The 19,472-nt window shown below is 58.8% G+C and carries 18 protein-coding genes and 1 pseudogene; 14 read left to right on the top strand and 5 right to left on the bottom strand.

Going from position 1 to position 19,472, the window contains the following annotated elements; all coding sequences use genetic code 11:
• The 3 genes from HHJ19_RS09350 to HHJ19_RS09340 all read right to left on the bottom strand — a co-directional run.
• The coding region (locus HHJ19_RS09350) for a response regulator (RefSeq protein ID WP_296906324.1) at positions 1-425 on the bottom strand (425 nt) is incomplete at its 3' end.
• 107 nt (positions 426-532) lie between these two features.
• Positions 533-1,462, bottom strand: coding sequence for an N-formylglutamate amidohydrolase (locus tag HHJ19_RS09345; protein ID WP_296906322.1), 930 nt, complete (start codon positions 1,460-1,462; stop codon positions 533-535).
• A 28-nt stretch (positions 1,463-1,490) separates the two neighbouring features.
• Complete coding sequence (locus tag HHJ19_RS09340) at positions 1,491-2,456, bottom strand: tripartite tricarboxylate transporter substrate binding protein BugE (RefSeq protein WP_296906319.1); 966 nt, start codon at positions 2,454-2,456, stop codon at positions 1,491-1,493.
• 110 nt (positions 2,457-2,566) lie between these two features.
• Here HHJ19_RS09340 and HHJ19_RS09335 point away from each other — a divergent pair.
• Positions 2,567-3,381 (top strand): annotated as a pseudogene (locus tag HHJ19_RS09335) (LysR family transcriptional regulator).
• Between the two features lie 26 nt (positions 3,382-3,407).
• Here HHJ19_RS09335 and HHJ19_RS09330 read toward each other — a convergent pair.
• Entirely contained in the window at positions 3,408-3,938 is a 531-nt protein-coding gene (locus HHJ19_RS09330; protein WP_296906316.1) for a MarR family transcriptional regulator, read from the bottom strand.
• A 185-nt stretch (positions 3,939-4,123) separates the two neighbouring features.
• Here HHJ19_RS09330 and recA point away from each other — a divergent pair, with 185 nt between their 5' ends.
• Together recA and recX are read left to right on the top strand one after the other, a co-directional pair.
• Positions 4,124-5,272 carry a recombinase RecA gene (recA, locus tag HHJ19_RS09325; protein ID WP_296906312.1) on the top strand — a complete coding sequence of 383 codons (1,149 nt, stop codon included), beginning with the start codon at positions 4,124-4,126 and terminating at the stop codon, positions 5,270-5,272.
• A gap of 111 nt (positions 5,273-5,383) precedes the next feature.
• Positions 5,384-5,866, top strand: a complete 483-nt coding sequence (recX, locus tag HHJ19_RS09320) for a recombination regulator RecX (RefSeq protein WP_296906309.1) — start codon at positions 5,384-5,386, stop codon at positions 5,864-5,866.
• A 225-nt stretch (positions 5,867-6,091) separates the two neighbouring features.
• Here the strand turns inward: recX and argC are convergent, their stop codons facing one another.
• Positions 6,092-7,015: an N-acetyl-gamma-glutamyl-phosphate reductase gene (argC, locus tag HHJ19_RS09315; RefSeq protein WP_296906307.1), complete on the bottom strand. Its 924-nt coding sequence runs from the start codon at positions 7,013-7,015 to the stop codon at positions 6,092-6,094.
• 232 nt (positions 7,016-7,247) lie between these two features.
• Here argC and sucC point away from each other — a divergent pair, with 232 nt between their 5' ends.
• From sucC to HHJ19_RS09260, 11 genes are all read left to right on the top strand, one after another.
• Entirely contained in the window at positions 7,248-8,408 is a 1,161-nt protein-coding gene (sucC, locus tag HHJ19_RS09310) for an ADP-forming succinate--CoA ligase subunit beta (protein ID WP_296906306.1), read from the top strand.
• A gap of 33 nt (positions 8,409-8,441) precedes the next feature.
• Positions 8,442-9,335 carry a succinate--CoA ligase subunit alpha gene (sucD, locus tag HHJ19_RS09305; RefSeq protein WP_296906301.1) on the top strand — a complete coding sequence of 298 codons (894 nt, stop codon included), beginning with the start codon at positions 8,442-8,444 and terminating at the stop codon, positions 9,333-9,335.
• A 179-nt stretch (positions 9,336-9,514) separates the two neighbouring features.
• Complete coding sequence (locus HHJ19_RS09300) at positions 9,515-10,207, top strand: TerC family protein (protein WP_296906299.1); 693 nt, start codon at positions 9,515-9,517, stop codon at positions 10,205-10,207.
• A gap of 261 nt (positions 10,208-10,468) precedes the next feature.
• Positions 10,469-11,254 carry a Stp1/IreP family PP2C-type Ser/Thr phosphatase gene (locus tag HHJ19_RS09295; RefSeq protein ID WP_296906327.1) on the top strand — a complete coding sequence of 262 codons (786 nt, stop codon included), beginning with the start codon at positions 10,469-10,471 and terminating at the stop codon, positions 11,252-11,254.
• A 39-nt stretch (positions 11,255-11,293) separates the two neighbouring features.
• Positions 11,294-11,890, top strand: a complete 597-nt coding sequence (locus tag HHJ19_RS09290; protein WP_296906295.1) for an FHA domain-containing protein — start codon at positions 11,294-11,296, stop codon at positions 11,888-11,890.
• A gap of 177 nt (positions 11,891-12,067) precedes the next feature.
• The gene (locus HHJ19_RS09285; protein ID WP_296906293.1) at positions 12,068-12,859 is read left to right on the top strand and encodes a 3',5'-cyclic-nucleotide phosphodiesterase; all 792 of its coding nucleotides are present in this window, start codon (positions 12,068-12,070) and stop codon (positions 12,857-12,859) included.
• Complete coding sequence (locus tag HHJ19_RS09280; protein ID WP_296906290.1) at positions 12,856-15,294, top strand: GspE/PulE family protein; 2,439 nt, start codon at positions 12,856-12,858, stop codon at positions 15,292-15,294. Before HHJ19_RS09285 ends, HHJ19_RS09280 begins: the two co-directional genes overlap by 4 nt.
• Before the next feature lie 159 nt (positions 15,295-15,453).
• Complete coding sequence (locus HHJ19_RS09275; protein ID WP_296906288.1) at positions 15,454-15,930, top strand: pilin; 477 nt, start codon at positions 15,454-15,456, stop codon at positions 15,928-15,930.
• A 90-nt stretch (positions 15,931-16,020) separates the two neighbouring features.
• Positions 16,021-17,202, top strand: coding sequence for a glycosyltransferase family 2 protein (locus tag HHJ19_RS09270; RefSeq protein WP_296906284.1), 1,182 nt, complete (start codon positions 16,021-16,023; stop codon positions 17,200-17,202).
• Positions 17,199-18,017, top strand: coding sequence for a hypothetical protein (locus HHJ19_RS09265; protein WP_296906281.1), 819 nt, complete (start codon positions 17,199-17,201; stop codon positions 18,015-18,017). The genes HHJ19_RS09270 and HHJ19_RS09265 overlap by 4 nt, the downstream gene beginning before the upstream one ends.
• A complete protein-coding gene (locus tag HHJ19_RS09260) occupies positions 18,014-19,213 on the top strand; it encodes a hypothetical protein (protein WP_296906278.1) in 1,200 nt (399 codons plus the stop codon). Before HHJ19_RS09265 ends, HHJ19_RS09260 begins: the two co-directional genes overlap by 4 nt.
• The last annotated feature ends 259 nt before the right edge of the window (positions 19,214-19,472 follow it).

Genomic DNA, 19,472 nt, shown 5'->3' with positions numbered 1-19,472 from the left:
GCAACGCGTCCGGCCTGGTCATACACCAGCGGCCCGTGCTTGTTGGTGCGGCTGGCGCCGCCCATACCGCGGCGCACCAGCGCACGCACCCGCGCTTCAAGCTCCTGCAGCGAAAACGGCTTGGCCATGTAGTCGTCGGCACCGTAATCGAGCCCCTTGACGCGCTCTTCCACGCTGTCGGCGGCGGTCAGAATCAGCACCGGCAGGGCCGAGCCGCGCGCGCGCAGCCGTTTCAGTACCTCCAGCCCATGCATCCGGGGCAGGCCGAGGTCAAGAATCAGCAGATCAAATTCGGTGTTGGTGAGCAGCGCGGCATCGGCTTCGCTGCCGCTGGCCACATGGTCCGCTGCCGCGCCCGAGGCGCGCAAGGTGCGCAGCAAGCCATCCGCCAGGACCTGGTCGTCTTCGGCAATCAGAATACGCATGGCTGTCTCCTGTTGTAGGGGCGGCCACCGCCGGCCCGCCCTCACCGCATTCTATTCGCGGGGCCGCCCGTGACGAAGCAGTTTGCGGGCCGCGCGCGCGGCAAGCCTCAGCGAGGATCCGTGGCCAGCAGCAGCTCAACCATGGCTTGCAGATCCTTTTGCAGGCGCGCCAGTCCCGTCGGGTCGATCGCGAGGGTTTTTTCGTCCATATACAGCTTGCGGTTGATCTCCAGCTGAATGCTGTGGCGGTGCTGGTCCGGGGCGCTGTAGCGGCGCACCAGTTCGACACCCTTGTAGGGGTGGTTGTAGGCTGCGCTGTAGCCACGGACGCGCAGCTGTTCGCAAATCAGCTGAGAAAGCGCAGGACTGGCGGTGCTGCCATCACGGTCGCCGACCACGAAGTCGGCATGTTCCATGCCCGGAAATTCGGTCGCGTGGCTGCCGGCCACGGCGGGCATCGAGTGGCAGTTGACATGGATGCTGTAGCCGTGGCGCGCATGGGCCGCTTCAATGGCTTGCTGCACCGCCGCATGGTAGGGTTTCCAGCAGCGGTTGATGCGGGCGCGCGCTTCTTCTATCGACAGCAGCCGGTCGTAAATGGGCAGCCCTTCGTCGGTGAATTTCCAGATCAGGCCCTTGCCCAGGCGCACCTTGGAAAGGACTTGCGGGTCGGTGGCCAGCGGGTCGGGCCAAGCGCCGTCAATCAGCGTGGCGTCCAGCTCCGTGGTGTCACGATTCGCATCCAGATAAATGCGCGGGAAATGCGCCTCTACCCATGCCACGCCCAGCGCCGGCGCGAAGGCGTAGATTTTCTCCACATGCGTGTCTTCGGCCCGGCGCAGCGCTTGCAGGTCGCAGACCGAAGCAAAATCTTCGGGATAGAAAGTGCCGCTGTGCGGAGAGTCGAGCACCAGCGGTGTGCTGCCAGGAATGCAGCTCACCATCGGCAGCAGCCGGTCCAGCGTAGCGGCCGATCCCGATGCGCCGGGCTGGGCCTGCTGGAAACGGATATTGATTAATTTCAGTGCTGCGTGCATGAGGGGTATGGGCGAAGGTTCGCCGGGTTCAGTCCATTTTGACCTTGGCGTAGCTCGCCACGCCCTTCATCTTATTGATCTCGCGCACGATTTGTGCGGAAAACGCCTTGGGCGTGGTGCCCGAGGGGTAGAGGCCCTGAGCCGACATGCGTTGGCGCACTGCTGGCTCCTGCAGCGCCTGGGCCACGGCCTGCTGGATGCGATCGACCGCGGCGTCCGGTGTACCGCCCGGTGCCACCAGACCGAACCAGGACGGGTCGTTGCTGTTGGCAAAACCCAGCGCGGCGTAGGTCGGCACGTCGGGCAGGACGTCAAGACGTGCCGGCCATGAAACAGCCAGCGCCTTCAGTTTGCCCGCCAGGATGTGCGGCAGCGCGGAGGCCACCTGGTCAAAGTACACCGGTACCTGGCCGCCCAGCACGTCGTTGATGGCCGGACCGGCGCCACGGTAAGGGATGTGCACCATCGAAGTGCCGGTGCTGCTCTTGAACAGCTCGCCCCACATGTGGCCGATGGTGCCGTTGCCCGGGGTGGCGTAAGACACCTTGCCGGGGTTGGCCTTGAGATAACGCACCAGTCCGGCGAAGTCTTTCACCGGCAGCAGTTTGGGATTGATCACGATCACGCCCGGCGCCTTGACGATTTCGGTGACGCCGACGAAGTCCTTGACCGGGTTATAGGGCAACTTGCTGTAAACCGCGGGGTTCACGCCATGGGTGGACAAGGTTGCAACGCCTATTGTCAAACCGCCGGGTGCGGCGCGGGCGACTTCCGCCATGCCGATGGTGCCACCGGCACCGCCGCGGTTTTCCAGCACGACGGGTTGCTTCAGGATGCGGGCCAATGATTCCTGCAGGCCGCGCATGCTCATGTCGGTAGCGCCCCCTGGCGGGAAAGGAATAATCACGCGAAGTGGCTTGCCTTCCTGTGCAAATGACATTCCAGGAAGGAAAGATGCGGTGGCCAGAGAAGCGAGCAGTTGACGACGTTGCATCGTGTATTTTTCCAATAAATTACAGTGAGATTAATCGAAATGACGATTAATAAAAATTAATTATTTGGCCTCATATCATTCCATTACGGAATGATAGGATGGCGCTCACCATGTCCTTGCGCCGCCTCGCCCCTCCCCTGCATTTGCTGCGTGCGTTTTCCGCCGTGACGCGGTTTGGCGGTGTCTCGCGGGCGGCAGAGGCATTGCACCTGACGCAAAGCGCGGTCAGCAAACAGGTCAAGGAACTGGAATCCTGGGTCGGGGTGGCGACCTTTGGTGCCAAGTGGCTGATTCCCCGCCTGCCGCTGTTTCAGCAGGCGCACCCGCAGATTACGCTGCATTTCGTGCCGTATGTGCACAGCTACGATTTTGAGTGTCCGGAGCTCGACTGTTCCATCCTTTTTGGCGAAGGACACTGGCCGGGCGCGCAGTCGCACTACCTGACAGGCAACGATGTGGCGCTGATTGCGCCGCGCAGCCGCGCAGCCGCGTCGCCGACTGGCCGATTGCCGCGCTGCAGGATGTCTCCCGCTACACATTGCTGCGCCATGTCACGGTGCCCGAGGCGTGGCGGCGCTGGAGCGAAACGCACGGGATCGAAGGCCTGAACCCGCTGGCCGGTCCGCAGATCGACCAGTTCCAGACCATGATCCACGCCGTAATGGCTGGCATGGGCCTGGCGCTGGTGCCGCGCTGCCTGGTGCAGGACGAGATTACCGCCGGCATGGTTCGCGAGCCGCTGCCGCAGGGCGGTTACCAGAGCGGCATGGGCTACTGGTTTTGCTACCCCGAAAGCCGGCGCCAACTCCCTACCCTGGATTTTTTTCGTCGCTGGCTGCTGGCCAGCGCGGCCCAGCCCACCGTCGTGCCAGCGCCTCCCTTGAGCGCTTCGGCCGCTTCCATCAGCTCGGCAGCGTCGCGCTGAAAATGCCGCGCTGCGACGCGGCCGGCTCAGGACGTCGCTGCGCTGGCGTACGCTTCCAGTCCAAGGGCCACCACCGCAGCCACATCGTCGCCGACCTCGGCCCGAAACTCTGCCTCGGTCTGCGCCACGGCGTCGCGAAAGGCCTGCAGCCAGCCAAGCCCGGTCGGCGTGAAGCTGACCCGACGCGCCCGTCTGTCGTGTGGATCGGCCTCGCGCCTGACCAGGCCCCAAGCCTCGCACTGGTCCACCAGATCGCCCATGGCCTGCTTGCTCATGCCGGCGCTGTTGGCCAGGTCCGTCAGCCGCGAGCCGCCCACCGCCAGATGACGCGTGATGTGAACATGCGCCGCGCCCACCTGGTCACGGGCAGCCAGGTTGGACAGCGCCAGCGGCACCGCCACATTGCTGGCCATGAGTGAAAGCACGCGTTCGTCAAAGCGGCGCAAGGCCTGACCCAGCAGCCGTCCCAGATGCGTCAGACGCCAGCTGGCGTCGGGGGTCGTGCCGCCGATGGCGGCGCTGTCGTCCGGCGCGCTTTTGAGCTTTGTTTGTGGCATCGGTTCATGCTACTTTATTTATCCCCAACTGGTCAGGAAAACTGACTAAATTTAGGGTTTACTTATTTCAACATCGCCCATAAAGTACTGGTCATGCATCCAGCTTGTGCCTGAAAAAAGCGACTGAAAACGAGCCCAACGTGATTGCAACTGTTTTTACATCATTGATTTTCAAGGAGATTTCCATGGACCTGCCGAACAAAGCCAACCCCGTTCCGAGTGCCGCGCTGAACACCGAAAAAGCCAAGGCGCTTGCCGCCGCGCTGGCCCAAATTGAAAAGCAGTTTGGCAAAGGCACCATCATGAAGTTGGGCGCGGGCGAGGTGATTGAAGACATTCAGGTCGTCTCCACCGGCTCGCTCGGCCTGGACATTGCGCTGGGCGTCGGCGGTTTGCCGCGTGGGCGTGTCGTTGAAATTTACGGGCCCGAGTCGTCCGGCAAAACGACGCTGACGCTGCAGGTGATTGCCGAAATGCAAAAGCTCGGCGGCACCTGCGCCTTTGTCGATGCCGAGCACGCACTCGACATCCAGTACGCGCAAAAGCTCGGCGTGAACCTGCAGGAGCTGCTGATTTCCCAGCCCGACACCGGCGAGCAGGCGCTCGAAATCGTCGATTCGCTGACCCGTTCTGGCGCGGTTGACCTGATCGTTATCGACTCGGTGGCGGCGCTCACGCCCAAGGCCGAGCTCGAAGGCGAAATGGGCGATTCGCTGCCTGGCCTGCAGGCGCGTTTGATGAGCCAGGCGCTGCGCAAGCTGACCGCCACCATCAAAAAAGCCAACTGCATGGTGATTTTCATCAACCAGATCCGCATGAAGATCGGCGTGATGTTCGGCTCGCCCGAAACCACCACCGGCGGCAATGCGCTGAAGTTCTACGCCTCGGTACGGCTCGATATCCGCCGCATCGGCTCGATCAAAAAGGGCGATGAGGTCATCGGCAACGAAACCCGCGTGAAGGTGGTGAAGAACAAGGTCGCCTCACCGTTCAAGACGGCTGAGTTCGACATCTTGTACGGCGAAGGCATCAGCCGTCTCGGCGAGGTGCTGGATCTGGGCGTTGCCGGCCATATCGTCGAAAAAGCCGGTGCCTGGTATGCCTTCAACGGTGAAAAAATCGGCCAGGGCCGCGACAACTCGCGTGAATTCCTGAAAGAAAATCCGGCCCTCGCCATCGAGATCGAGAACAAGGTGCGCGAGTCACTCGGCATCCCGCTGCTGCAACCCGCTATCGAAGCGGGCGATAGCAGCGACAAGGCAGAGAAAGCAGGCAAGCCCGAGAAGGCCGAAAAGGCAGAAAAGGCAGATAAGGCCGCCAAAGCGCCCGCTTGACCCGGTTTTTATGTCAAATCAGGTGCTAGTCCAGCAAGTACCGGCTTCAGCAGCTATTAAAAAAATAGCATCGAGGTTTTGTGGCGGCACCTTTCCCGCCGGCCTTGCCAGATGAAGCAGTCCAGTCCCGCCAAACCCGCAGCCCGGTCCGGCTTTGGCCTGTCGCTCAAGGGGCGGGCACTGCGCTATCTGGCTGCCCGTGAGCATTCTCGTGTCGAACTGGAGCGTAAGCTCAGAGCCCATGAGGAAACGCCGGGCCAGCTGGCGCAGGTGCTCGACGAGCTGCAGGCGAAAGATTTCATCAGCGAGGCGCGCGTCGTCGAGTCCGTTATCAACCGCCGCGCCGCCCGCTTCGGCACGGCGCGCATCAAATACGAGTTGCTCAACAAGGGGCTGAGCGCCGAGGCGGTGGCCGGCGCGATCGACCGCCTCAAGATCAGCGAACTGGAGCGCGCCCAGGGCATCTGGCGCAAAAAATTCGACGGACCGGCTGCGGACGCTTCGGGCCGCGCCAAACAGATGCGTTTTCTGGCGGCCCGCGGTTTTGGCGGCGATGTGATCCGGCGTGTCGTCACGCAAGCCGCAGACGCGTAAACCCCAAAAAGTAATCAGATATCCATTAAATCGCCGTCTTGTCCAATGAATACGGTTACTTTTAGCTATTAAAATAGTAGCGTAATAAGAGCGCCAAAAAAGGCGACCGAAAGCAGCGAAACTGGCCAGCCAGAGCAAGCTGGCCTGAAGAACCGGCCTTGCGAGGCCACAGGCGCAGCGGCCTCTCGGGGGCAGGGATCTGTACGAAGTGAGCGACCGTGGGGTCTATATCCCCAGCATCAGCTTCAGGTTTTGCACCGCAGCGCCGGAGGCGCCCTTGCCCAGGTTATCCAGTCGGGCCACCAGCACGGCGTGGCGATAACTTTCATTGCCGAACACCCGCAACTCCATCTGGTTGGTGTCTTTCAAGGCCAGCGCGTCGAGCCTACCCGATGGTGGCGCGGCTTGCACGGTGACCCATTCACTTCCCGCATAGTGGTTGACCAGCACCTCGTGCAACTGAGCGGCGCTCGGCTGGCCGGGCAGCAGATCGAGGTGTAGTGGCAGTTGCACCAGCATGCCCTGAATGAAGTTGCCGACCGACGGAATGAACACCGGGCGACGGCTCAGCCCGGCATATTTCATGATCTCGGGCAGATGTTTGTGCTCCAGGCTCAGGCCGTAGAGTTCAAAAGCGGGCGCCGTGCCGGCCTCGTAAGCCTCGATCATCCGGCGGCCGCCACCGGAGTAGCCGGTGACGGCCGGCAGGCTGAGCGGGAAATCGGTCGGCATCAGGCCGGCATCGACCAGCGGGCGGATCAGCGCAATCGCGCCGGTGGCGTAGCAGCCCGGGTTGGCCACGCGCTCGGCCGCCATCACTGCTTCGCGCTGGCCGCTGACCAGCTCGGGAAAACCAAACACCCAGCCCGGCGCAGTGCGGTGCGCGCTGGAGGCGTCAATGATTTTGGGTACTTTTTTGGCGCCGGCCTGCTTCATGCCGTCGATCATGGCAACCGACTCTCGCGCCGCGTCGTCGTGGAGGCACAAAATCACCAGATCGGCCTGCGCCATCAGCGCGCGTTTGGCTGCCACGTCCTTGCGCAGTTCAGGTGCGATGCTGAGCAGGTCGATCTGCGGCATGGCTTGTAGCCGTTGGAGGATTTGCAGACCCGTAGTACCGGCTTCGCCATCGATAAAAATTTTGGGCATAAAGAACTTTCAGAGAAAAATAGGTGCCCGAAAACAGCGATTACGCGGGGAGTTAAGGCGTCAAGGTTCACACAAGAGTCGTGTTTCGCACCATGATACAGTTCTGGGTTGCTGCCTGCAGTAAGCGCTAACCTGCTGGTTTTGAGCCGATGTGGCCTGTTTCTGACATTCCAACAGCACCTGCCAAAATCCCTGTTGCACCCCTCTTTTTACTGAATCCTGAAGGTTTTTCATGAAAATTCACGAGTACCAAGGCAAGGAAATCTTGCGCAATTTTGGTGTGCCAGTGCCGCGTGGCATTCCTGCGTTCACGGTCCAGGAAGCGGTCGAAGCTGCACAAAAACTCGGTGGCCCGGTTTGGGTGGTCAAGGCGCAAATCCATGCCGGCGGACGCGGCAAGGGCGGCGGGGTGAAGGTGGCCAAGACCATTGAAGATGTCAAGCGCATTGCTGGCGAAATTTTGGGCATGCAACTCAAGACCCATCAGACCGGCGCCGAAGGCCAGAAGGTTCGCCGCCTGTATATCGAGGACGGCGCCGACATCCAGAAGGAATACTACGTTTCCCTCGTGACTGACCGCGCGACGCAAAAAGTGGCCTTTATCGCTTCCAGCGAAGGCGGCATGGACATTGAGGAAGTGGCCCACGCCACGCCCGAGAAAATCATCACCGAGTTCATCGACCCCCTGACGGGTCTGGGCGAAGAGCAAGCCACGAAGATCGCCAACGCCATCGGCCTGCCACCCGAGTCCACCGCCCAGGCTGTGGACATCTTCCAGAAGCTCTACAAGTGCTACATGGAAACCGATGCGTCGCTGGTGGAAATCAACCCCCTGAACCGCGACAGCAAGAACAAGCTGATGGCGCTGGACGCCAAGTTCAACCTCGACCCCAACGCACTGTTCCGCCACCCCGAAATCGTCGCCTACCGCGATCTGGACGAAGAAGACCCGGCCGAAGTCGAGGCCAGCAAGTTCGACCTGGCCTACATCAGCCTGGACGGCAACATCGGCTGCCTGGTCAACGGCGCCGGCCTGGCCATGGCGACCATGGACACCATCAAGTTGTTTGGCGGCGAGCCGGCCAACTTCCTGGACGTGGGCGGCGGCGCGACGGCTGAAAAAGTCACCGAAGCCTTCAAGATCATGCTGAAGAACCCTGAAGTCAAGGGCATTCTGGTCAACATCTTCGGCGGCATCATGAAGTGCGACACCATTGCCGACGGCATCATCGCCGCCTGCAAGGCTGTCAACCTGTCGGTTCCGCTGGTCGTGCGCATGAAGGGCACCAACGAAGACCTGGGCAAGAAAATGCTGGCTGACTCCGGTCTGCCCATCATTGCCGCAGACACCATGGCCGACGCTGCGACAAAAATCGTCGCCGCCGTCAAGTAAGCCCCGGCTAACGACTACCGATCAGGAAAAAGCATGTCGATCTACATCAACAAAAACACCAAAGTCATCACGCAAGGCATTACCGGCAAGACCGGTCAATTCCACACCCGCATGTGTCGCGACTACGCCAACGGCAAAGAAGCATTTGTGGCAGGCGTCAACCCCAAGAAAGCCGGCGAAGACTTCGAAGGCATACCGATTTTTGCGAACGTGAGCGAAGCGGCGAAGGCCACCGGTGCCACGGTGTCGGTGATCTACGTGCCGCCCGCGGGCGCTGCCGCCGCCATCTGGGAAGCCGTTGAGGCCAACCTCGATCTGACCATTTGCATCACCGAAGGCATTCCGGTTCGCGACATGCTGGAAGTGCGCAGCCGCATGAAGGCCAAGGAAGCCGCTGGCGGCAAGAAAACCCTGCTGCTTGGCCCTAACTGCCCGGGCCTGATCACGCCTGAAGAAATCAAGATCGGCATCATGCCCGGCCACATCCACCGCAAGGGCCGCATCGGCGTGGTCAGCCGCTCCGGCACGCTGACCTATGAAGCCGTGGCGCAGCTGACCGAAATCGGGCTGGGTCAGTCCACCGCCGTCGGCATTGGCGGCGACCCGATCAACGGCCTGAAGCACATCGACGTGATGCGTGCCTTCAATGACGACCCGGACACCGATGCCGTCATCATGATTGGCGAAATTGGCGGCCCTGACGAAGCCGAGGCCGCCGAGTGGTGCAAGCTCAACATGAAAAAGCCGATTGTTGGCTTCATCGCTGGCGTGACCGCGCCTGCCGGCAAACGCATGGGTCATGCCGGTGCGCTGATTTCAGGCGGCGCCGACACAGCGGATGCGAAGCTCGCCATCATGGAAGCCTGCGGCTTTACCATCACGCGCAACCCGTCCGAAATGGCGAAATTGCTCAAGGCCCTGCTGTAGAAAAGGCCGCGAGTGCGTTGCGCCAGCAGGCGGAACGCGCTCTGGCGCATCCGGAGTTACATGAGTCCAGTCATAAGCAGTATTACCAATTCCGCCGCTGGCGGCTTTGGGTAAACTGAAAGGACATTGAAAGAAAGCGCTGATTGGCGCTTTCTTTCGTTTATAACAACGGAGCTGCCATGTTTTTCGGACTCGACCTTTCCTCGCCTCTTTTCTGGAGCGCCTTTGGCTCCATCGTGCTGGCCAATATCGTGCTGTCGGGCGACAACGCCGTGGTGATTGCTATGGCAGCCAGAACACTCAAGCCCGAGCAGCGCGGCAAAGCCATTTTCTGGGGCAGCGCTGCGGCAATCGTGATGCGGATCATCCTGACGATTGTGGCCATCCAGTTGCTGTCCCTGCCCTATCTCAAAATTGTCGGTGCCATGCTGCTCGTCTACATTGGCGTGGACCTGCTCAGCGCCGAAGAAGAGGCAGACGGCTCGGCCAGGGAAATCAACAGCTTGGGCGTTGCTATCCGGACCATCCTGATTGCCGATCTGGTGATGAGCCTGGACAACGTGCTGGCCGTGGCGGCCGCTGCCAAGGGTAATTTGCCGCTGCTGGTGCTTGGCTTGCTGGTCAGCATACCGCTGATTATTTTTGGTGCGACGCTGCTGACCAAGGTTATGGAGCGCTTCCCCATCATCATCACTATCGGTGCGGCTCTGCTCGGCTTCCTGGCCGGTGAAATGCTGCTGACCGATCCGGCTGTCACCACCCAACTGGGCGTCGCTTCAGAGCAGACCGTGACCTTTGGCGGTGTACTGGGTGCGGTGCTGGTGGTGGCGCTGGGGACTTACCTCACCAAGCGCCAGCAAAAGAATGCCTAGTGCGCCTGGCGGGCAGCGCGTCACTCGAGTGGCCGACGGGCCGGGCGCGGGGCCTGGCCATCCGGCCGGAAACGGGGCGCCGCTCGTGCAACCCTTCAACATACCCGCAAGTCGTGCGAAAGTAGCTTGTCTGGCGGTCTTGCCTCTGTTAACGTCTGCCCTTGATCCGGCCTGATACAGTCAGGCAACGAAATTTGGGCCGCGACGGCCGTCACGGGGTGACTATTTTCCAAACAGGTGTCAAACCCCAGCACGAACATGATGATGTACGAAATTTGTACCCTGACGGATCCGGGTCTGGTACGCAAAAACAACGAAGACGCGGTCGCGTTCGCCGCTGACAGCGGCCTGTGCCTGCTGGCCGACGGTATGGGTGGCTATAACGCGGGCGAGGTTGCCAGCAGCATGGCGGTGGCTTTCATCGATACCGAATTGGGACGGTGGCTGGCTGAGGCGGGTCGGCAGGCTACGACAAAGGACGTGCGCCGGGCGATGGAAATTTGCGTGGAAAACGCCAACCATTCGATTTTTAACGCTGCGCACTCCAACCGGCAGTATGCCGGCATGGGCACTACCCTGGTGGTCGGTGTCTTTCAGGAAAACCGGCTGATGCTGGGGCATATTGGAGATTCGCGCTGTTACCGTTTGCGCGGTAAGGAACTTCAGCAAATCACCAAAGACCATTCCCTGTTACAGGAACAGCTTGATGGCGGGCTGATCACGCCTGAACAGGCGCTGATATCGCTCAACAAGAATCTGATTACGCGCGCCTTGGGCGTTGAAGACACGGTGCTGGTTGAAGTCAATGAGCACCGCGTCAGCCCCGGAGACGTTTACATGATGTGCTCGGACGGACTGTCCGACATGATCACCAGCGAAGACATCAGCGCCATTTTGCTGGCTGCGTCAACGCTGGAGTTCAAGGCCAGGCAACTGGTGGACGCCGCCAATGAAGGCGGCGGGCGCGATAACATTTCCGTCTTGCTGGTGCACGCGACGGAAGACGCTACCAAGCGTGGTTTGCTGTCCAGAATGCTGGGAAAATAGTGTGCTGATCAAAATTTCAAAAACAAACAGGAGTCGGCCATGCCGAAAATGATCGTCTCTCTTGACGGCGTCGTCATCAAGGAAGTCCAGTTGACAAAAGACCGGACCTCACTGGGCCGCAGACCCTATAACGATATTGTTATTGACAACCTCGCGGTGAGCGGCGAGCACGCCGTTTTGCAGATGTCTGGCAACGAGGTTTATATCGAGGACCTCAACAGCACCAATGGCACCTATGTCAATGGAAAAACAGTTAAAAAGCAGCTGCTGCAAAACGCGGATTTCGTTGAAATCGGCAAGTACAAGATCCAGTATGCAAGCGAAGCTGGCGCCGCTGCCCCGGCACACGTCGCTGCGGCGGCGGGTGCGGCTGCTTCCGGCGCGGTTATCAAAGTCATGTCGGGTGCCGCAGCAGGGCGTGAAGTTGCGCTGATCAAGGTAGTGACCACCATCGGCAGGCCCGGCGTTGCGATCGCGGCCATTACCAATCGCGCCAACAGCTTTGTAATCGCCCATGTCGAAGGCGAGAACAAGGCAATCCTCAATGGTGTCGCAGTGGGTGCCGACCCCGTCGCACTAAAAAACGGCGACCTGCTCGAACTTGCCGGAACGCAGATGCAATTCGTGCTGCGCTGACCGGCGCTATGGCCAGGTCTTGCTGCTTGCGGGTGTGCGGACCAGGCCCTTGCTGTTTTTTTTCGTAGCGCCGCAAGATTGCCCGGATAAATCGAAACGAACGCTGATGGCGTCTGACCCAGAGCTGGTATTTTTCGGCTTCAGAAAAGTCACAACCATAGATCACCGGAAAAGCACATGAAAGTACGTGTATTGGGTTGCTCTGGAGCCATTGCCAAGGACTGCCGAACCACGTCTTTTTTGCTCGACCATGACATGTTGGTGGACGCCGGTACCGGCGTGGGAGACCTCACACTCGATGAAATGGCCGACATCGACCATGTGTTGCTGACCCATTCCCATCTGGACCATGTCGCGGCGCTGCCCTTGATGGTGGACGCTGTCGCCTCCAGGCGAAGCCTGCCCTTGCAGGTGCATGCACTGCAAAAGACGATTGACGCCCTGAAAGCGCATATTTTCAACGACATCATGTGGCCCGATTTCACGATGATTCCCACGCCAGCGTCGCCGTTCATACGGTTTTATCCGCTGGAGCCAGGTCAAAGCGTGATGCTGGGCGGCAAGCGTGTTGAAGTGCTGCCGGCCGTGCACACGGTGCCCGCAGTGGGTTACGCCATAGGCACGGGTAAAGACCACTGGGTGTTTACCGGAGACACCGAACATAACCCTGCCCTCTGGGCGCGCCTCAACCAAATCAGCGTCGCCCTTCTGGTCATTGAAACCGCCTTCAGCAACCGCGAAAGCGGCCTGGCGCTGCGCAGCCTGCACCTGTGCCCCAAGTCGCTGGCCGCTGAACTTGCCTGCATCGCTCCGGGTAAAAATTATCCGATCTACATCAGCCACACCAAGCCCTACGAGACCGAACTGATCATGGCTGAAATCCAGCGCCTGGAGCAATCGGCCTTGCCGGATTCGGCTGCGAAACACGACATCCGCTGGCTGCGAGCCGGCCAGGAGTTTGAGCTATGAGTACCGCACTGAAAAACGCCACAGCAGCCGCAGATCTTCGAGACGAGTTCCTGGCATCGCAAAAACTGGCGACACAGCAGCGCGGCGCCGCTTTTGAGGCACTTTACTTCCGGCAACTGCAAGTGGTCACCAACCGGATTCACGACACCGAAAATGTGGACGAGATCATGCTTGAAGTCAGCCGCGACATCTGCGAGCTGTTCAATGCCGACCGGCTGACGCTGTACGCCGTGAATGAAGATCGCAGTGCCATCATCTCAAAGATCAAAATCGGGCTTAGCACCAGTCGCGAACTGAAACTGCCAGTCAGTGCGCAAAGCATTGCCGGCTACGTCGCCATGAGCCGGCAGATGGTCAATATTGCCGACGTTTACGATGACGAGGCGCTAAAAATAATTCATCCCGCGCTCAAGTTTCTTGACGAGGTGGACAAGCGCTCGGGCTACCGCACGCGCCAGATGCTGGTTCTTCCCATCATGGCCGGTGAAACCCTCTATGGCGTGCTGCAGGTCATCAATCACCGGGGCAATCTGCCTTTTGGAAAGCTCGACGAAGACGGCGCGCGCCAGTTGTGCCAGACGCTGGCGATTGCCCTGCGCCAGCGCATGCACAAGGCCGAAGCCAGCCCGCCACGCAAGGCCACCAAATACGACGGACTGGTCGCCGAAGGGGCGCTGTCGCACGATGAGTTGCTGCAATGCCTGCAGCTGGCGCGCGACGAGGGTCAATCGGTCGAGCACTTGCTGGTCGTCAAGTACCGCGTACGGCCGGCCAGCATCGGGCTTGCGCTCGCCCATTTTTTCGGTGCTGTGTACGAGCCCTTCAGGGCTGGGCGCAGCCGTTCTGACGCCCTGCACGGGTTGCTGAAACGCGATTTCGTCGAACAACAGGGCTGGATTCCGCTTGAGGAAACGTCAGGCGGCCTGGTCATCATGTGCCTGGACCCGGAAGCAGTGCGCGGTGCACGCATGGTGCCGCAGGTGTTTCCCCGCAGCAGCAAGTTTGCCTATCACGTCACGACCCAGGCCGAATTTGAAGAAACCGTGGCACAGCTGTTCGTGGCCGGTGCCGACAGCAGTTCCATCAACCAGATGCTGGCCGACATGGACTCGCCGTTTGACGCGGACACCGCCGACGACTCCGCGCTTGAATCAGCCGCCGCCGACAACGAACTGGTCAAGTTCGTCAACAAAGTCATCATCGACGCTTATCATCAAAAAGCCTCGGACATCCATATCGAGCCGCTGCCGGGCAAGGCCAAAACCGGCATTCGCTTTCGCATTGACGGCACGCTGCACCCGTATATTGAAGTACCGGCCCATTTTCGCCAAGCCATGATCACCCGGCTCAAGATCATGTGCGACCTCGACATTTCCGAAAAGCGCAAGCCGCAAGACGGGAAAATCAAGTTCAGGAAGTACGGCCCGCTCGACATTGAGCTGCGCGTGGCCACCATCCCGTCGGCCGGCGGTGTGGAAGACGTCGTCATGCGCATTCTGGCGGCCGGCGAGCCTATTCCTCTTGAAAAGCTCGGACTGACCGAACACAACAAGGCACGGCTTGAAAAAACCGTCTCAAGGCCTTACGGGCTGTTTTATGTGTGCGGCCCGACCGGCTCGGGCAAAACCACCACGCTGCATTCCATCCTGAAGTTCCTCAACACGCCCGATACCAAGATCTGGACTGCCGAAGACCCGGTTGAAATTACGCAAAAAGGTTTACGCCAGGTGCAGATCAACCGCAAGGCAGGCATTGATTTCGCCTTGGTCATGCGCGCATTTTTGCGCGCCGACCCCGACATCATCATGGTCGGCGAGTCGCGCGACAAGGAAACCGTGGCCATGGGCGTGGAAGCATCGCTCACCGGCCACATGGTGTTTTCTACCCTGCACACCAACTCGGCGCCCGAATCCATCACACGCCTGCTCGACATGGGCATGGACCCCTTCAATTTTGCCGATGCGCTACTCGGCATTCTGGCGCAGCGCTTGGCCAAAAAGCTCTGCGACTGCAAACAGGCCTATCAGCCCGGTCCGCAGGAGATCAATGATTTCATCCGCGAATACGCCGAGGAGCTGCGCCACACGCAGGCTTGGCAGGCCGACCCCGGCGGCGAAGCGCAGAAACTGCTTGAGGAATGGACCGAGCAATACGGCCAAAACAGCCCCGGCAACCACAGCAGTCAGCTCACGATGTACCGCGCCGCAGGCTGCGACAAGTGCGGCAAGACCGGTTACAAAGGCCGCATCGGCCTGCACGAGTTGATGGTCGCCGACGACGAGCTGAAAAAGCTGATCCAGGAGCGGGCCCGGGTGGCCGAGCTTTTTTCAAGCGCCGTGCGCAGCGGCATGCGCACGCTCAAGATGGACGGCATGGAAAAAGTGCTGATGGGGCTGACGGACCTGAAAATGGTCAGGTCGGTCTGCATCAAGTGACAAAAATGTTGCGCACTCTTCGCCTATGTGTCAAAAAAAGTAACTTTTACAGTTCAGTTGCGACTAAAGTCACAAAATTGGGAGCCGAAAGAAGCTTCAGGCGCTTGGCACGCAACCTGCGTCTCTTCAAAGTAGATTTTTTTTAACCAAGGAGTTTTTATGAAGCGTTCCATGCAGAAGATGCAAAAGGGTTTCACCCTGATCGAATTGATGATCGTCGTGGCGATTATTGGTATTTTGGCTGCTGTGGCTTTGCCGGCTTATCAGGATTACACCAAGCGGGCTAAAGTTTCGGAAATAATTCTTGCTGCATCTGGTTGCCGCACATCTATTACCGAGTACTTCCAGTCCGCCACATCCGCAGCTTCGGATAAAGGTTTTGGTTGCGAAAACACGACCACTAGCGTCAGCAAATACGTGGCTAGTGTCGCGACAAAGGGTGCGACCGGTGTAGTCTCGGTGACTGCGACAGGTACTGGCATCGGTGCGGGCGTGGACGGCCTTGTTTTGACGTTGATCCCTTACAAGTCCGGCACGACCGCGCCAGCGGTGGGTGATGCTATCGGCATCTGGGTGTGTGGCGGGACTGGAACAACGATTCAGGCGAAGTTTCTCCCTGGTTCTTGCCGCGGTTAATTCGCAATTGCTGACGTGAACGGGCGGCTTAGGCCGCTCGTTCCATTTGGGTCTCTGTAACTATGATCTGGAGTGTAATCTCCGAACAAAATGATCCTCCAATCGCTGGAACTTACGGTGCTAATGCCCTGCCTCAATGAGGCCAAAACTGCAGGCCGGTGTGTCCTTGCCGCCCGTCGCTTTCTCGAAGAAGCTGGTATAGACGGCGAAGTGCTGGTGGCCGACAACGGCTCGATTGATAGTTCGTTGCAGATCGCGGAAGACAGCGGCGCGCGCACTGTAATCGTGCCTGAGCGCGGCTATGGCGCCGCACTGATCGCCGGCATTGATGCGGCCCGCGGGCGCTACGTGATCATGGGCGACGCCGATGACAGCTACGACTTTTCGGACCTTTCGCTCTTCGTAGAGCGACTGCGAGCTGGTGCTGATTTGGTCATGGGCAACCGTTTCCAAGGCGGTATTAAGCCTGACGCTATGCCTTTTTTGCACCGCTACCTCGGCAACCCTGTTTTGAGCTTTGTGGGGAGATTGTTTTTTCGCATTCCTGTGGGCGACTTCCACTGTGGACTGCGAGGTTTTAACCGCGATCGCGTGCTGGCACTGGGACTGGTGACGGTAGGTATGGAGTTCGCAAGCGAGATGGTTGCCAAGTCCGCGCTTGCCGGCTTGCGCATCGAGCAGGTGCCGACCACGCTACGTCCCGATGGCCGCGGCCGCCCGCCGCACTTGCGGACGTGGCGCGATGGCTGGCGTCATCTGCTTTTCATGCTGCTGTTTTGCCCCCGCTGGCTGTTTTTGTTGCCGGGCGCTGCGTTACTGGGTGTGGGGCTGGCGGGTTTCTTTGTGCTGGCGCAAGGCTCTCTGAGCTTCATCTCGCTGAACCTGGGGATTCATTCGCTGCTCTACATGGGTGCGGCGACCGTCCTAGGCCTGCAGCTAATTCAATTTGCCTTTCTCACCAAATGGATAGGTGTTCTGTCGGGCATCGTGCCCACGCCAAGATGGCTGGTGCGCACCAAGCACTGGCTCAACGTCGAAGCTGGCTTGATTGCAGGCATCGCCTTGTTCGTGCTGGGCTTGGTTTGGTCTTTGCGACTGGTGTATGACTGGGGCTTGGCAGGCTATGGCGCGCTGAACCCGGCTGAGGTCATGCGTTCGGCCATTCCCGCCGTAACGCTGATGATTGTTGGTGTGCAGGCAGCTGCGGGTGCGCTATTCGCGGGGGCTTTGCATTTCTGCTGGCGCTCGTGGACCAAGCGGGGACATTCATGAGCGAGTCGCGGCAGAGTTTGACGTGGGCGCACTGGGAGATGGCTGCCGTGCTGTTGCTAGCGTGGTTGGTGTTTATCTCCATCCCATTGTCTAACGGCAATATTGGCATCAGTTCGGACGCTCTTAACCATCACATTTATTTGGGCTGGTCGGCCGAACATCCGCGATTCGACAAAGACTTTTTGGCAGCTTCGTATCAGGCCTATCAGTTTCCCTACTTGTACTGGCCCGTCTACAAGCTTGCAATGAGTGGTGTGTCCGGGACATGGGCCGGAGTTGTCCTCGCAACCTTGCATATGGTGGTGGTGCCCCCTGTATGGATGATTGCGCGCACATGCATTCCAGGCAAACATGCGTTCGATGCATTACTGCGAGTGCTGGCGGTGGTCTTGGCGTTCGCAACAAGCGTGGTGTTGATGATGTTTGATGGAACTAGCAATGATCTGCTCGCTGCGGCGCCCTTTGTTTGGGCTATGGCGCTTGCTCTGGAACCCTTGAACAATGAAAGAGCCTCATGGCTTACAGTCCGGCGGACTGTTGTGTTATCTGGGGTCCTTGCTGGTGTGTCGGTGGCCTGCAAACTCAGCAATGGGCCCTTGACCGTATTGTTGCCCCTGCTGTGGTTTTTTTCGGCAGTTTCCTTCAGGGTCAGAGTTTTCCATATTGTTCTCGGAAGTGTTGCCGCGGTGATCGGGTTCATCCTGATTTATGGCTATTGGGGCTGGCAACTCTGGAGTTACTTTGGCAATCCCATCTATCCGTTTTACGACTCGTGGTTTGTTCCCATACGTGAACTTATGAGTTGGAAATCATGATTAGGTTTACCCCTGATACGTTGAGTGATGCATTGTTGCGCCCTGTAGCCATGGCGGCACCCAACGGCTGGGTGTACATCGAAATCATGGCGCCGGACTTCAGATTCATGTTCATCTTAGCCCTGCTTCTTGTCTGGCTCTATCTGGGCATGCGCAAAAAATGGCAGTTCTCGCCGGTATGGGTGCTGTTGGCATTCGCATCGGTCAGTTTTGTACCCTGGATGTACACCACTGGCAATGGGCGTTACTTTATTCCTGTGTTACTCGCCGCTGGCCCCCTGTGCGTCGCACTGATTCATGACCTGCCGTTCACCAAGAATTTTAGGGTGCTCATGGTGCTGTGTGTGGTTGCCGTTCAAGGGTTTGCGGTTTTTCAAAATAGTCCGTGGAAACCGTGGAACTCCTGGGGCTTTGCCTCTTGGACCGAAGCGCCTTTTTTTCAGGTTGATCTCGATGCTGAAGCATCCAGTCGGGCATCAAGTTATGTCACGATCTCCGTCATCTCGTATTCGCTGATTGCGCCCCAGTTTCCAGCATCATCACGCTGGATCAATTTGAGCAGCCAGACCGGCTCCGATACGCAAACGTCGCCAGATGCACTACGAATTCAGGCGTTTCTGAAATCTTCGACGTCACTGAAACTGATGGTTCCATCATTGCCAGATCAAATGACAGCGCAGGGGCAACCAAACGAGATAGCTATTCGTGCCATGAACGTGATTCTTTCTCCGCACAGAATCTCGCTGCGAGAGCCGACCGATTGCCGGCTGCAGCGGTCTCAGGGATTGGCTAAGGTTGTACTTGGCGCACTGGAAAATGTTGAACCAGAAAGGAAGAACAAAATTGGCTTCTGGCTGTGTTCATTAAGTTATCCGACACGCGTATCAGGGATGCCAACAGAAACTTTAGAGAGTCGCTTTGAATCGGTATTTAAAAAATTGGAGGCTACTTGTCCTCGGTTTTTTAATCCGGGCCAGCATGGGGCTCTGCCGGTACCTCATGGCCAGATGCGACATTACCAGGGTGCGGATATGAAGGCCTATGTATTTGAAGACGGAACGGTTTACTACAAATACCACCGAGCCCTAAATCCCGTGTTGATTGGGGGTATCGATGATGTTCTGAGCGGTCGAATTAAGGTTGACTGCACCAGTATCCGAGGTCGGTCTGGGTTGCCTTGGGAGCGAGAAATTTAACACCACTTGATAACCGGCTGCTTGTGACGTTGCTAGCGAAGCACTTCCGGCCAGCAGGCAGGAGCTTATTGGCCGGCGTAGCTAGTAGTCAACAATGCGGGAGAAATTTGACCAATCCCATGGTCAACTGATCATAGTTTGCTACAGGAAGGAGGACTTTTTCAACATGCCCCAGTCTATTTATGTCACCCAACCCTACCTGCCGCCGTTGGAGGAATTCGTCCCCTATTTGCAAAAGATATGGGACAACAGGATGCTT

This window comes from Polaromonas sp., from assembly GCF_012927415.1.
In the GTDB taxonomy this organism is placed as follows: Bacteria; Pseudomonadota; Gammaproteobacteria; order Burkholderiales; family Burkholderiaceae_C; genus Polaromonas.
This window is presented reverse-complemented; position numbering and strand designations above follow the sequence as displayed.